Source organism: Parabacteroides caeci (genome assembly GCF_023656795.1).
GTDB lineage: Bacteria > Bacteroidota > Bacteroidia > Bacteroidales > Tannerellaceae > Parabacteroides > Parabacteroides segnis.
Window position 1 is genome coordinate 1 of the sequence record NZ_JAMOKT010000002.1, and the last position, 16,111, is coordinate 16,111.

The 16,111-nt window shown below is 42.8% G+C and carries 9 protein-coding genes and 1 pseudogene; 2 read left to right on the forward strand and 8 right to left on the reverse strand.

The window, feature by feature from the left end; genetic code table 11:
- The first annotated feature begins 154 nt into the window (after positions 1–154).
- On the forward strand, positions 155–898 hold the full coding sequence (locus NBH15_RS01180; protein ID WP_250821803.1) for an alpha/beta fold hydrolase: 744 nt from the start codon (positions 155–157) through the stop codon (positions 896–898).
- Here NBH15_RS01180 and NBH15_RS01185 read toward each other — a convergent pair.
- Positions 870–2,048 (reverse strand): MalY/PatB family protein, encoded by a 1,179-nt coding sequence (locus tag NBH15_RS01185; RefSeq protein ID WP_250821874.1) that lies wholly within the window; start codon positions 2,046–2,048, stop codon positions 870–872. The two genes, NBH15_RS01180 and NBH15_RS01185, sit on opposite strands and share 29 nt — an antisense overlap.
- Positions 2,045–2,911: a DUF3737 family protein gene (locus tag NBH15_RS01190; RefSeq protein ID WP_128132784.1), complete on the reverse strand. Its 867-nt coding sequence runs from the start codon at positions 2,909–2,911 to the stop codon at positions 2,045–2,047. The genes NBH15_RS01185 and NBH15_RS01190 overlap by 4 nt, the downstream gene beginning before the upstream one ends.
- Before the next feature lie 418 nt (positions 2,912–3,329).
- Between NBH15_RS01190 and dinB the strand changes: the two are divergent.
- A pseudogene (gene dinB / locus NBH15_RS01195) lies at positions 3,330–4,295 on the forward strand (DNA polymerase IV); the annotation flags it as partial.
- 99 nt (positions 4,296–4,394) lie between these two features.
- On the opposite strand, the gene NBH15_RS01200 reads toward dinB, so the two are convergent.
- The 6 genes from NBH15_RS01200 to NBH15_RS01225 all read right to left on the reverse strand — a co-directional run bounded on the left by NBH15_RS01200 (position 4,395) and on the right by NBH15_RS01225 (position 15,861).
- Entirely contained in the window at positions 4,395–5,759 is a 1,365-nt protein-coding gene (locus NBH15_RS01200; RefSeq protein WP_244050382.1) for a sedoheptulokinase, read from the reverse strand.
- 149 nt (positions 5,760–5,908) lie between these two features.
- A complete protein-coding gene (locus NBH15_RS01205) occupies positions 5,909–7,072 on the reverse strand; it encodes an MFS transporter (RefSeq protein WP_250821804.1) in 1,164 nt (387 codons plus the stop codon).
- A 13-nt stretch (positions 7,073–7,085) separates the two neighbouring features.
- Positions 7,086–8,609: a glycoside hydrolase family 32 protein gene (locus tag NBH15_RS01210; RefSeq protein WP_244050384.1), complete on the reverse strand. Its 1,524-nt coding sequence runs from the start codon at positions 8,607–8,609 to the stop codon at positions 7,086–7,088.
- A gap of 13 nt (positions 8,610–8,622) precedes the next feature.
- Positions 8,623–10,797: a glycoside hydrolase family 32 protein gene (locus NBH15_RS01215; protein WP_250821805.1), complete on the reverse strand. Its 2,175-nt coding sequence runs from the start codon at positions 10,795–10,797 to the stop codon at positions 8,623–8,625.
- A gap of 121 nt (positions 10,798–10,918) precedes the next feature.
- Positions 10,919–12,637 carry a RagB/SusD family nutrient uptake outer membrane protein gene (locus NBH15_RS01220; RefSeq protein ID WP_244050386.1) on the reverse strand — a complete coding sequence of 573 codons (1,719 nt, stop codon included), beginning with the start codon at positions 12,635–12,637 and terminating at the stop codon, positions 10,919–10,921.
- 23 nt (positions 12,638–12,660) lie between these two features.
- On the reverse strand, positions 12,661–15,861 hold the full coding sequence (locus NBH15_RS01225; protein ID WP_250821806.1) for a SusC/RagA family TonB-linked outer membrane protein: 3,201 nt from the start codon (positions 15,859–15,861) through the stop codon (positions 12,661–12,663).
- Positions 15,862–16,111: the final 250 nt, after the last annotated feature.

Consider the following 16,111-nt stretch of genomic DNA (forward strand, 5'->3'; position numbering starts at 1 on the left):
TAGCATTACTGCGTACCGTCAGGATGCTTATTGCTGGTAGGTTGCTCCTCAGCAGAGCCTACTTCCTCTTAACATCCTGATACAAAGATAAATTATAAAAGTTAATTAATAATGAATTATCCAACTTTGTTTGGATTTTAAATGGAAAGATGCTATGATTTCTTTTCTCCAAAAAGACCAACGCTTTACAGCATGCAAAATTATCCTTTATGGAATGAGTGAGGGTACTATTATTGCATCGCTCGTTGCAGAACGAAAAGTCGTGCATATAGACGCTCTGTTACTACACGGATATGCCCATGAAAATATGTATGATATCATCTTATGGCAAAATAAAGGACATGGGGTAATGACAATGGCAAACTCCGTTTTCGACAAAGATGGAGATAAAGCTATCAGTAAAGAAGAATATGAAGCAGAGGAGGAAACGGTTATCCGGCATAAAACCTATATATTCCAAAATATGCCATTTGATTCACTGGATATAGTAAAAAACGGTGTCATTGATATACATGACATTGAAAAAATGCGCATGCCGTTCCATGGAGAATTAATAAAAAGAATAACCAACAATGATTGGCTGTGGATTAGAAGTAATTACTTTAATATAACTCCCCAATGGTTTAAAAGCCATTTTAAACTTGAACCGAACAAAACAAGATTGTTACGACTAAATATACCTATACATATTTTTCATGGTAAGGAAGATGCAAATGTGCCGGTAGAAGGTGTTTATGACTTACAGGAACGATTCGAAGTTTGTAATAAAACAAACCTGAACATACATGTTTTAGAAAAACACAATCACGATTTGAACTTTCAAGATTGGTTGATTCATAAAAAATGGTCCGAAGGATTTAGGCAACTCTTTAGTGTGGCAAAAGAATTATCTCTTTAAGGCCCCTCTTTAATCGGTCCAGACCGTCTATCAGCACCTGACGGGGGCAAGCTATATTCAGACGGATAAAACCTTCACCCGCCTCACCGTACATGCTTCCTTCATTTACCCAAAGCTTTTCTTCTTTCAGAAGTATTTCCACTATCTCCTTCGAGCGCCGTTTCAGTATCGAGCAATCCACCCATACCAAGTATGTGCCTTCCAGTATCACCACAGGGAATTCCGGGAGGTACTCATTGAAGTAGGCTTTCAGATAATTGTAATTCATCGCCAGATAATGTTTTAATTCTTCCAGCCATTCCTCCCCGTCATTGTAAGCGGCCATCAGTGCTTCCACTCCGAACGGATTCACATCACAAACTTCGTTGATATTGATGGCTTTGTTTATTTTCATACACATATATTCATCTGCCGAGATAATATTGGCGATCTGTAGTCCTGCCAGATTGAACGCCTTGCTTGGAGATGTACATGTGACGGAATGCATCAGGAATTCTTTCGAAATAGAAGCGAAAGGAGTATAGGTATGTCCCGGATAAACCAGCTCACAATGAATCTCATCCGCTATAACAATCACATCGTTGCGGAGACAGATCTCACCGATACGTGTCAGTTCCTGCCGGGTCCAGACTTTGCCTACCTGATTATGGGGGTTGCAAAGAAGTAACAGCTTTACTTTCGGATCAGAAGCTTTTTGCTCCAATCCAGCGAAATCAATCCGGTACGTTTCGTTTATATAAAGAAGGGGATTCTCCATTACTTCGCAACCGTTATTGCGGATGGAAGAAAAGAAACAATTATAAACCGGCGTCTGCACCAGGATACAGTCTCCCGGAACGGTGAGTGCTTTGATAACGGCTGACAATGCCGGTACGACGCCCGAAGTATAAATAATCCAGTCTTTTTCAATCTGCCAGCCGTGCCGCCGGGCAAACCAATCCGTTATTGCCTCATAATAAGCCGGAGGCACTTTTGTGTAACCGAAGATACCGTGTTCCACCCGTTTGCGCAGAGCCTCCACCACAGCGGGAGCCGTACGGAAATCCATATCGGCAACCCACATCGGCAGAACATCATCGTCGTGTGCCGTATCCCATTTGTAGGAGTTGGTAGCACGCCGGGGAGTTATTTTATCGAAAACATATTTCATGCGCTGAAGCAAGTTCTGTTGTCCCATAATTTCAGTTCGCAGTCGGCAGGAGCTTTTATATTTCTATCGATAATGATCTCGCCGTAACTCTCTGCCAGAATAATACCGGCACGCGGATTCTTCACGCTATGAACAGGACTGTTGATAGTGGCATCCACACTGCTATATTCAAAACACAGGTCGGCATCATCACCCATTATGCAATCCTCCATAATGAGATTATGGGCATAACAGAGCGGTTGCGTACCTGAAATCTTACAGTTCACCAGCCGAAGATTGCGTGAATGCCAGCCTAGATACTCTCCATTCAGTTCAGAATCGTATACCGTTACATTTTCCGTGTTCCAGAATGCATCTTTCGAGTTGATAACAGCGTTGCGGATTTCCACATTTTTGCAGTACTGGAAAGAATAATTCCCATTCTGACTATAGTTCTCGATACGGATATCCTCACTGTGCATGAATAGATAATCGGCCTTGTCTATCTGTACATTTTTCAGTGCCACGTTGCGGCAATGCCATAGGGTTTCTAGGGCATTGGGAAGTTGTACATTTTCCAACCTGATTCCGTCCATTTCACGGAACATCTTCGGGGCCTCTACTACCGTATCCGTCATTTGGAGATTTTGGGAATACCATAGGGCAGCCCGTGCTCCCTCCGTAAAAAGACAATTCTTTACAATAAAGCCATTGGTATGCCAGAAAGGATATTTACCTTCAAACCGGCAGTTCACGGCAATGATATTACTGCATTCTTTCAGTGCGGACTCGCCTGTATGAATGGTTACATTTTCCAGTTGCAAGTCGTGTGCAGCGAATAGAGGACGTTCGCCTCCGAATTCTTTGTTTTTAATTATTTCCATGATATTTAATTGTTTCGTTATTCATTTTATAATTCCAGTCTCATTTTAGAGGGATTATCTAACTATGTTGTTTCTACATTGCAAAATTACGGGAAGAAAAAGACTTCCTTTGTAGATAAATTACAGACATCATTACCTCAATTACTGATTATCTCTTTATTATAGCCATAACTGTTGCATTCATTTAATCTGGGTAAGAAAAAGTATGTGCACCCGAAGATACCATCTCTATCTTATTTCCCATGATAACATCGGCAGAGCAATCAGACGGAACGAATACAGATTACAACAAGGACAGACACTCGAAAATCTGTAATTTAGCTAAAAGAGGGTTGTGTCCCTACGGTATCTCCACCCTTTTACGTATCTTTGTTTAGGAAAAGGAGGTTATACGGAACGTAAAATCATACATATAGATATGGATGCATTCTATGCATCGGTCGAACAGCGGGATAATCCGGAACTGCGGGGAAAAGCGCTGGCGGTCGGTTATTCGGAAGAGCGTGGCGTGGTTGCCGCGGCCAGTTACGAGGCACGTAAATATGGCGTCCGTTCCGCCATGTCGTCATAAAAAGCCAAGCGCTTATGCCCTCACCTGATTTTTGTGCCGGGCAGAATGAGCGTATATAAAGAAGTATCTTCACAAATCCACGAGATTTTCCATGAGTATACGGATATCATCGAATCGCTTTCGCTGGATGAAGCCTTCCTCGATGTGACGGAAAATAAAAAGCAAATCCCCCTGGCTGTCGACATTGCCAAAGAAATCAAGCAACGGATAAGGCAAGAACTGCATCTGGTCGCCTCTGCCGGCATTTCCTACAATAAATTCCTGGCTAAAATCGCCTCCGATTACCGTAAGCCGGACGGCCTTTGCACCATCCATCCGGCCCAGGCACTCGACTTTATCGCCCGACTACCCATTGAGTCATTCTGGGGCGTGGGCCCGGTCACTGCCAAGAAGATGCACACATTAGGCATTCATAACGGTGCCGAATTACGGGACTGTTCGCTGGAAATGCTGAGCCGCCAGTTCGGTAAAGCAGGCTGTCTGTATTACGAATGTGCCCGAGGAATAGACCTTCGCCCGGTCGAAGCAGTCCGTATCCGTAAATCCGTAGGATGCGAACATACACTAGAAAAGGATATCTCCCGTACCTCTTCTGTCATCATCGAGCTTTATCATGCAGCCACCGAACTGATCGGACGCCTGCTGCGAACAGGCTTCAAAGGGAACACCCTGACATTGAAGATTAAGTTCCACGATTTCACCCTCAAGACCAAAAGCGTCACACAGCCCCACAAACTGACTACCCTGAAAGAAATCCTCCCCCTTGCCAAGCAATTGCTGAAAGAGGTGGATTACGAAACCCATCCGATCCGCTAGCTTGGCCTCTCTATTTCCAACCCACAGGAAGATTACAGGTTTATCGCCAAACTTTAATACATTTTAGTTCCTCTCAAGAAGAAAACCATTTACAATCTACAAATGAGAACAAGACCCTACACTTTTAGCAGCACTCAAGCAAGCACCGAAAGCTGCTTCTTCCTGATACAAAGAAAAAGACAATTTACAGCCGAATAATTCTTCAAAAGCCTGACATAGGAGCGGATTTCTTTTAAGGGCATTCCCGGAACCTACGATCACATCTTTCCCATTACGAATATTTTCAGGCAAACTCTGATAGAAATCGTACAGTTCACGACTGATTCCTTTCAGAAAGCCTAATATCAAATTCTCCGGGGTAAAATTAGAAAGAGATATATTGTCTATATGACCACGTTTCGATGGAGCAAAACGGGTTCCGTCAAATAAGGTTTTAACAACAGGAAGGTCACTGGTATCCTCTTTATAAGAAACGGAAGTCATCACCTTGTAAAAATCAAAAGCGTCGAGTAACTTTATCTGGTCGAAATGGTAATCCTCCGATAATGCAGGCAAAAAAGTCTGTAGAGTCTGCTTAAAAAAGTTTTTCAACATAACAAATGCCTGACCGCCACAAAGAGCAGCCCCTACCAATATGTATCCACCACCAGGAAAAGGTCTTGTATCCAGTTCCGGAATTTTAATATACTTATCAGAATAGACAGAGATCTGGCTACTAGTTCCCACTGTTATATGAATAGAATGGTGGATATCCTTTACCGATCCGAGGAAAGCTGCTTGATTGTCTCCTATCGCGGAATATACGGGAATCTGCAGCTGGCTATAACCACAACAGGTAGCAGATTCGGCCAACTCTGGCAAGATAGAAAGATCAATGCCTGCTTTTTCCAGAGCGACATGATCAAACCGCAGATTTTCCATATCGAAAAAGCCGATGCTTGCTCCGTTCGAGTAATCAGTAAGAGGTGTTTTCCGTCCGGATAACTTCATAACAACATAGTCCATGATCGTACATAGCTGTTTCGCTTCGCTAGGAACCAATCCATTAACCTGGTTATAGAAATGAGTCACCAGCCCGAAACCTGTTGCCAGCGCATAGCCTGTTTCATCCGACAGATAGGCTGCATACGTCTTATTATCACGATATAACCGATTGCCTCTTCCATCCTGCCAGGTATAAAGTGGACTGACAGCTTCGCCTTGTTCATTCAAATAAAGCATTCCATGCATTTGTCCTGTGACACCAATTCCTTTAATATTCGGATAACGGGAAATGAAATCTTCCATTATTCCTTCCACGATCTCGATGATTCTGTCCGGAGATTGGATTTTCTCCCAAAGAACCTTTGAGACAATCGTTGAGTCGTTGGTTATTGTGACCGATTCTATTTTGTTATTTTCCAGATCATAAGCTACACTACTGATAGAACTGGTTCCGATGTCTATTCCAATAAAACACATATATTACTTCTTTAATTACTGATCATTTAATTTATATTCCGGAAAATCCTGCCTTTACATTTCATTATAGAATTTTGTAATACAATTAATTAACTGCAAAGTTACGTATTTGATACGAATGTTCGCCCAATATCTATATTTCAACAGGATTATATATCTTCATGTATCGATTTAAACTTCAACATAAGAAATATCAGGTAAACTACACAAACTGTTAACACAACAACTGCTCCGACCTGCCCACCGAGATTATCGGAAGCTAGTCCCATCAACAAAGGGAAAACAGCACCTCCGGCTATCCCCATAATCATCAGCCCGGAAATCTCATTGTTGCGTGCAGGCATATACATCAAGGCTCGTGAAAAAATGACCGGAAATACATTCGAGTTCCCTAATCCGATAAATGCTACACAGATATAAATTGTCACCATATTAAAACTGAAGTAAAGGCCGAGTATACCTGCAAGCATCAGACAGACGCTAATGATAAAGAAATTTCGCGGGGAGAACCTGGCCAGGATGAAAGTACCGGCAAAACATCCGCAAGTTCGGAATAAAAAATATAAACTGGTTGCATAACCAGCTTCGGCAAGCTCCATACCGGTTCGTTCAATCAATAGTTTTGGTGTTGTAATATTCACCCCGACATCGATTCCGACATGAACCAATATACCAAAGAACAGTATCAGAATAATCCTGTCACCTAGCATTCCGATACATTCTTTAAAAGAGGAAGGTTTACCTTCGATGGCAGGTTCTTTAATCTCTGTAAAATAAAGATAGAAGATCGCTATCAGGGTTACAACAGCAAAGATCGGGAAAAGCAATTTCCAGTTTCCATAAAAAATCAATGCCTGTGCTGCAATGATCGGGGCAATAAAAGATGCTATAGCCTTCACAAATTGCCCCAATGTCAGATAACTCGGCAGTTTATTCCCGCTTACGATATTGGTCAGTAAAGGATTAAGCGACACCTGCATCAGCGTGTTTCCCAATCCCAGGAGCGAAAAGCACAACAGCATAGAGAGGCTGCTGTAAACAATAAAAGGTATACATAAAGCAATAAAAGTGACAATCAGACTCAGCAGCACTGTCTTTTTCCGACCGATTTTATTCATTAGTATTCCCGTAGGGACAGAAAAAATCAGGAACCACAGAAATACCATCACCGAAAAGGCGTTGGCTGCCGTATCGGAAAGATTGAAATCACTCTTCACATAATTCGTTGCTATCCCGATAAGATCTATAAAACCCATCGTAAAAAAGACCAGCATCACCGGGATAATTTTTGCTATGACATTCTCGTTTTTCATGATATTTGTTTATTTATTTGTTTTCTATACTTATCAAAGAGGCATCTCTCAAAGTAATATGGCCCGACTCTGTATAACAATCAATAGCTTCTATGGGATCGCCAGTAAAACAGAGCGAAGTCATAGCGACCTTATTATCCCCCGCAAACCATTCAGCCGAACCCTGATCAAGAAGGATATACCATTCATCGACCGGAGGATTTACCCGATAAGCCGCTCCTAACCGGCTTGCATAATCGTCTGAAAAAGAGGTAACCGACAACCGGGAACGATCCATATAGTAATAATTCATCTCAGCACGATAAGCCAGAGTCAATTCTCCACCGGTTAATGTCCTCAAACGGATGCCATATTCGCGGGGATGCCACATTGCATAACGGTCGGAAGTATCAAATACCAAATGAATAACAAAAGGAGATTTCGGTACCGATTTTTTATTGAAAATGGTTTGAACGCCTGCTATTTCCGTGTTTTCATGTTTTCGGATTTTACCGTATAAACCGGTCAGTTCACGCACCGGTTTTGAACAAAGCATGTAATTATTTTCTTCATAAGCCAACGTCAATTCCCGGGGGAATGTCATACTTCCACGCTTCCCGGCTTGTGGAGTCAGGTTGGCATATAGCCAACAATTCATCCAACTGATCATAACAGTACGGTCATCCGGCAGATTATTACATAAGATGCCGCCATAATTATCTTTCCCATAATCGACCCAGAGGTCTTTCGATTGTGTCATATGAAAACCGGAGTTATTGAAATCGCCAATAAAATAGCGTGTGCCCGGTGCCCCATCCGACACTCCTTCGTTTACATTGATAAATAATACCCACTTCGTATCATCCGAGCCCTCTATCTTCAGCGGGCTAAGCGTTGAGTTTTCCCAGCTTCCCGTTATCTCCATCTCCCCGCCGAACTCATTCAGGCTTTTCCAGTGGATAGCATCCGGCGAAAAATAAAACCGGATTGTACGCCCTGTAGAAACAGTCATTACCCATGCATCTATTTGTTTATTCCAGCAGACATTGGGGTAACGCTTATTATCGGAACCATCTTCCCACTCCATAGCAATATCCGTCCAGGTCATCCCTTCGTCTCTGCTGTATGCCGTTCCAACCGAATAGGGAGAGGAATTGCTGTCTGTACCTTGTTCCGGTTTATAACGGGTGTAGTAGGCAATAAAGACCGGGTGATCCGCAGCGCCTAATCCGGAAGTATTATCCTTGTCGACAATGACACTGCCGGAATAAACCTGGCCGTTCTCATCTGCCGCTATTGCGATCGGGTACTCCTCCCAACGGATCAGGTCTGTACTGACGGCATGCCCCCAACTGATATTCCCAGAAACGACATCCGACGGGTTACATTGATAAAACAGATGGTATTTTCCGTTATGATACACCAAACCGGCCGGTTCTCCCGTCCAGTTCTGTCCCCGTGAAAAATGTATCTCCTCACCGTCAGAAACGTTTCCCTCTCCGCAAGAGGACAGAAGTCCGGTTATTATTCCTATAATCAAAAAAGCAAACTGTTTCATTTTACTATCGCATTTAAATATTCCAGGCCGATTTTAAAGAATAGACTTTGGCTTTCACCACCAGAAGTGACCCTTGAGAACGGATCGCATACGTTTTATTATTATCTTCCGGCATAAAGCAGGAGCTCATCACGACTTCGCCGTCATTGCCAAATATCTCCACCGAATTACGGTCTAATAAAATACGCAGACGGATCTTACCGTCCCGGGCAGGAAAGAATGCTCTTCCCAGATTGTTCGTATCATTGATTTCCGATTTATTTCCGGAAACCCAGTTGTCGGGAATAATACCGTTGCGCATGGGACTTCCACCGCAGGAGAGCGTTTTCTTAACGGCATCGTATGTCACCGTCACATTGCGTAATGCTATTTCGAAGAAAGACGACCGGGTTACATCAAATTCGAATTCCATGTCATAAAGGTCATCATTCAGCTTATCCAGCTTTTCTTCACCGTTTATCGTTTGATTTTCCCATGTATATTCTTTATCATAGAGGTTTTGTATTTCCCGGACAGGCATACGGAAAGCTTTCAATCCGGTAGAAGTCGTTCGTAAAGTCATTTCAGTCGGGAAATTCATCTGTTGCTCAAAAGGCATTCCCGGATATTTTAGAGTTGGCATCCAGGCGATGGTAATACATCTGCCGTCAGGCACATTGTTCCATGTCTGCGCTGCATAATAATTGGTACCGTAATCACCCCGTAACACTTTTGTTTCGGCCTTAAAATTTTTACCGTCAAAGGAACCGATCACATAGTCGCCATTGGCTCCAAAAAACAACCATTTCTTATTGCCCGGATCACCGTCAACCGGCAGGGCTTCAAACCCGGGACATTCTCTTACTCCCTCAATGGAAGAAGTACTCAGGTATTTCCATTCTTTCAGATCTTTCGAACCGAACAGGGCAAATTCATATCCCTCATCCATGAACAAAGACATGATCCATTGTTGTGATTCTTCATCCCAAACCACTTTCGGATCACGGTTGGCATATTTAATATGCCGGATCACCGGATTCTGATCATAATAGGTAAAGGTCATCCCACCATCATTACTGTAAGCGATACATTGCGTGCATAAAGGGCCCAGGCCGGCATCCGGATGCCCACCATTTGTGATAAAAGCAATAATTGTTTTTTTATCTCCTGTCTGGAAACCTGCAACATTGTCCACATCGACCACTGCCGATCCCGACCAACACCCCGACCACACTTTATGAGGTGTGATATGCTCTGTTATCTGCTCCCAATGTACCAGGTCTTTACTGATTGCATGTCCCCAATCTTTGTACGCTCCCGGACGATGCGGAGGCATATACTGGAAAAACAAATGATAAACGCCGTCGTAAAAGACCAAGCCGTTCGGATCATTCAACCAGTTCTTTTTAGCAGAGAAATGGAATTTGGGGCGATATTTTTCTTTGTAGTATTCCGGCCGGCCGTCTTTCAGTATCGTTACATTAGACAATGCCATGACTTCCGGGTCTGGCAACCACTTATCCCATAATGCAACAATATTGATCAACCCTTTAAAAGTAGCTTCCACTTCATTGTCTGCAACACCCGCGTATCCGTCAGATTGTTTATACTGTGCGCCGATAAGTAGCGGACGACAGTTCCAATCACGTATCTGTCCGACGGTAACTTCGTCATCCCGTAATATTCCGTTCACATACAATTCGGATGTTTTTCCGTTAAAACGAAAAAGAATGTCCTGCCAGCCATTTATTTCGTCTTCCGGTAATTTATATTTTAATAAATGAGTTCCGGCAATTTCGTCGCTACCCATTTTTACTTCAATGTAAATATCTTTATCTATCGGATTAAGGGCAATGCTATAGGCCAGGTTTTGATCGTTGCCTGCCTTGGTGATAACCGGAGAATATCCATTTACGACAGATGCCTTCACGCGGGCATAAAGCGTCACCTCTTTCCCTGTCAGATTCAGCTCGTTACCTGCTCCCTGGCCGGCATCCAGCCATGCAGTGCCGTCAAACTGCGCCGCTTTATTCCCTTTCAGGTTCACAACCGGAACTTCACCATGAGATTTCAACATGCTGTTTTCTCCTACCTGATCATTCAGGTCGGAGAATAACCATACGGCGACAGCATCGTCGAAAACACTTTCCGAACGGCAGGATGTGGCTAACAACATCACTATAAATCCCCATGTAAGCAATCTATTCATATAACTTCTATTTCTATAGATATTTAATATTTTGTTTCAACCTTTCAGGCGTACAGGCTCGATTTGCAGAAAGGAGCCATACTCAGGATACTGAGCACAGCTCCTCCAATCACCGGGTATATTACCATCCGGTATTCTGCTTGTATAATCCTTTCACATAACTGATCTGTACCTGAGGGATCGGGAAATATTCATCCCGGTTCTTTGTAAACTTCGCATCCTTCAAATAAGAACGGCGTGTTTTTTCCACTTCAAAATATTCGTTCATGTATTCTGCGGCAATACCCCAGCGTACAAGATCAAAGAACCATTTACCCTCTGTTGAGAATTCAAGGTGACGCTCCCAGCGAAGAGCCTGCATCGCAAAGTCTTTTGTCCATGCCGGGCAATTCACTCCCGGTCGATAAGGTTGAACATCAAATTTACCGGTAGGAGTCCCATCTTCAAACTTCAATCTGCCTGTACTTGCAGCAGCACGCATACGGATCTGATTGATCAGGTTTAAAGCCTCGTCCATTCCTTCTCCTAATTGAATCAGCGCTTCCGCTCTCCACAGCATCACTTCATCCAAACGAAGCACATCCCAGTTCAAGCCTGCTCCCATAAACGGGTTAGTCTTTTTAAAGCAATCGCATGTCGGTAAAACAAGTAGTTTCTGACTCATGGAATAACCATAAACCTCAGGCGTACGTGTCCAATTCTCCTGCATCACATAAGAAGGTTCGTATTTCCAGGGCATCCCCGGAACACAAGCCGTATGCATTAAACGTGGATCCATCGGTATCTTTGCAAAAGCTTCTTTATTATCCAGTGTTTCACCATTGTTGAACTTTTCGAAATCGGGCACTCCGTTCACTGTTTTATACCGGTTCATCATATTCACAGATGGTTGCAGGAATCCGCAACAGCCATAGTCCGAATTAACGGGAGACACCAACCAGGAATTCAATCGTCCCTGAGGAGTATCTGCTGTATATTGGATTGCCCATATAGACTCGGGACCATTTTCGAACTCACACAAGAAGTTTTCCGCAAAATCAGATGCCAAACTCTTACCGGAGTTATCTATGATATCTTTACATAGACTTGCTACTTCCGTTAGTTTCTCACGATTAATATTCACTACATTGTGCTTATCATCCTGTTCATAAGCGGCAAAAATCAATACTTTCGCCAAATAAGCCTTTGCGGCGAATTTATTCGGGCGTCCTACTTCATCCTGTTTTTCAGGTAAAGTACTCACTCCGTAACGAAGATCCTCTATCAATTTACCCCAAAGTTCCTGATCGGTCAATTCATCGTTGCTTACTTTGTCATACATATCCTGTGGAGTATCCTCATCGATATAAGGGAAGAATTTGAAACATTGCTTCATGTACATGTAGATATGCGCCCGTAAGAAACGCAACTCTGCGATCCGCTGGTCTTTTAATGGATATTCTTCCGGCGTCAAGGCTTTTACTCTTCTCAAAGCATCATGGATCCTGCCTATCGCTACATAATGAACCCACCAGAGGTTATCCAGGTCTCCCACATTGGTTGCCTGCATATATGTGAATGTTTCCCAGCGGTTTCTTTCCGCATTGTCATTTGTACCGGAACCTCCTTTATACGCTTCCCCACCACGAACAGATCCTTCTTCATAGGGCATACCCATCTGTTTATTGAAATGGTTTTGTCCGCAAAAAGAATAAGCCGCATTCACCATCTGCTCAACTCTTTCAGGTGTATTTAAATCTTCATCGGATACAACTCCCTGTGGCTTCGTATCGAGCATGGAATCACATGAGGTACAGAAGAGTAGAGATAAACCGAAAATGGCTATTGTTATCGCTTTCATATTTCATTATATTTTAGAAGTTATTAAAAAGAAACATTTACCCCGAACGTCATAGAGAATGGTAACGGATAACCATTACCGGGAGTTTCAGGATCAAGGCCGGTATAGGCATTGTCACCCCAGGTTTTCTTCAAGGTGAGCACATTATCGGCTCTCAATGAAAGTCTCGCCCTGCTCATTCTCACTTTTGCCAGCACATTCTTGGGTATAGTATATCCTAATTCAATATTCCGGATTTTCATATAAGAACCACTTTCCACATAATAGGTAGAAAAACGTCCTTCGTCATTATAGTTATTAATTGACATCGCCGGGATGGTAGAACCGGTATTCGTCGGAGTCCAGGCATCCAACATGCGTGTTCCATAATTCTCACCGGAAGTACTTAATGCATAGATATCAGTCCATGACTTCCATCCGCTGACATCCAGTTTTTTTCCAAATACTCCATTGAAGAATACAGAGAAATCGAAGTTTTTCCAGTTTAAGGCAATGTTAACACCATATTCAAGGGCCGGATTCTGGTCTCCTAACCATGTTCTGTCTTCACTATCGATCTTTCCGTCTTTATTGATATCCTTGTATCGAATACGGCCGGGAGCAGCACCTACCTGCGTAGCATGTGCATCGACTTCAGCCTGAGACTGGAAAAGTCCGTCAGCGATATAACCATACATAGAAGACTTGGGACGGCCAAGAATATTCTGGTCTGTACCGTTACCGGCAAAATTGTTTATTACTTCATCGGGAACATGGATTATTTTCTGCTTATTATGTGAGAATACTCCACTTACGTCAAAGCCTACATCACCAAATTTATCGGTATAATTCAAGGTTAATTCAAACCCCTTGTTATCAATATCAGCACCATTCAACCACATCTGGGCTCCTTCACCTAAAGTGGCTACAGTACCCGGCTTCATCAGGATATCGGATGTCTTTTTTATATAGTAATCAAACGATCCTCCGAACTTAGAATCAAAGAAACCAAAATCCAATCCAAAGTTATGCTGTGCGGTTGTTTCCCATTTCAGGTTAGGATTGTCTCTTTGAGTTCTGCGAAAACCTGAAGGTAGATTATTTCCGCCTTGCCCTGTAAAGTCATAAGCCGTTCCCCAGTTCCAATCTTCCGCATAATGGTCGTAGAGAGCCTCGTACATCAGATAAGCGGCATAGTCATCTATACGTGAGTTACCGTTTTGTCCCCAGCCGTAACGAAGTTTCAAAATAGAGAAATTGGATAATGCTTCTTTCAGAAATGCTTCATTATTCAATACCCATCCCAAAGAGAATGCAGGGAATGTAGCCCAACGGTTATTCGCTCCGAATACAGAAGAAGCGTCCCGGCGGAGAGTAACTGAAGCAAGGTAACGGTTTCCATAATTATAGTTGAGTTTACCAAACCAGGATATCAGCGTATTATAACTGGAAGAACCTCCGTTATCCCGGTCTTCTTCACCTGCACCCAATTGCATATAGTCCGGTGTTTCCAAAGCAAATACACGTCTGCTTCCCCAGTGTTTCTGATAGCTATGGTCTACTGTTTCCTGCCCCAGCATAATATCAAAACCATGCTTATTTATATCAAAGACATATTGCAAAATATTACTGTTATTCCAGTCGAAATTATAGTCTGACGTCTGGGTTAGCTTGTTCCGGTTTTCGCTCATAAAACCTGAGCTATAAGTCAGATTCATTTCTCTTCTCCAGTAACCGACAAAATCTGCTCCAAAAGAAGAACGGAAAGTCAATCCCTTCAATATCTCAATACTGATAAAGGCATTCCCGAATAAACGCAGGTTATCCTGATAGTTCTGGTCATTATCCTCAATTAAGCGGACAGGATTCTGACGGTCACTCATACCACCTATAGGGCCACCCCAACCAATACCATCGACCGTATGAACAGGAACAATAGACATCAGGGATTTACAACCACCCAGGTTGCCGTCCCCAACATTCGAACTGCTCCTCCATTTGGATACAGTAAAATTCTCTCCGACTTTCACACGTCCATCCAACCAACTGTAATCGGTATTTACACGGGCATTGAAACGATTAAAATAACTTCCTTTTATCGTACCTTTGTTATCATAGTAGTCAAGAGCCAAAAGAGCATTTCCGCTATCTGTACCAGACGATAAAGTGACATTATATTGCTGGATCTGTCCCGTACGTAAAATTTCTTTTTGCCAATCCGTATCTGCCGAACGCATAGTCTTTTCGACCGGATCCAGATACTCTCTCCAGGAAACATTATCCAAAATCCAATTTCCGTTCGAGTCCTGATGATCCTGGTATTGATACAAACCACCATAACCATTCACATATCCGATACCTACCTGGTTAGGATCGGCTTGCGAATTATCGTTTTTGATCGCCCAGTATTGAGCGATACCGCGCTGTTCGGTATTCATCAGTTCATAAGGCTTCTTACTGCTTGCCACTGTATAGGAAGCCTTAAAATCGACTGTTGTGCCTTTCTTACCTTTCCGGGTCGTAATAATAATAACCCCATTGGCAGCACGCGAACCATAGATAGAAGCAGAAGAAGCATCTTTCAACACCTGGATCGATTCAATATCCATCGAGGACAGTTCTTCCATGGAACGGGTTGTAGGTGTTCCGTCGATAATATACAACGGGTCGTTGTTGTTTAAAGTACCTTCTCCACGTATACGGATAGTTGCCTTGGAATCGGGAGATCCATTAGTAGAGATAGCCATACCAGCTACTTTTCCCTGAATGGCACGCATAGCATTACCCGCGATATTTGAACGAATCTGGTCTACTTTGACAACAGACACGGAACCGGTCAAATCCGCTTTGCGCTGGCTGGTATAACCTGTCACAACTACCTCATCCAGATTCTGTGCGTCTTCTACCAATCTGATAGTTATATCTTTCGCTGTCGAGATTGGGATTTCCTTCGTCTTATATCCGATAAAGCTCAAAACTAACGTGCCTTGGCTTCCGACATTTAATGAAAAACGTCCGTTGGCATCCGTTATGGTCCCATTACGATCTCCATCTTTTTCAACAATAGAAACGCCCGGCATAGGCTCACCGGTCTCATCTAAAACAGTACCTGTCGCAACTATTTTCTGCTGATTGACAGTACCTACCTTATCCACGGTAGATGCATGTCCGGTAATAGCACACAGGGAAAACACAAGTGTCAGATAACACATTGCTTTTTTCACACGAAATGTTGTTTGATTCATGAAATAGATTTTTAATTGTTATTAAACTTAAGGTGCTCTTTAATATTCGCCTTTTCACTTTGCTCTCAAAGTATTTATCATACTTTCCTAAATCAGATTCATCCACTATTCAAATTCTTCATATATATATAAATTTGTCACTCATTTACATTTACCAAACCTGGCTATTATTTCCCCTGACAGAAAAATATCCAATCAAAAACTCACCTTATTAAAGACAAAAGGGCCCCTGTCAACCGGATAATCCGGA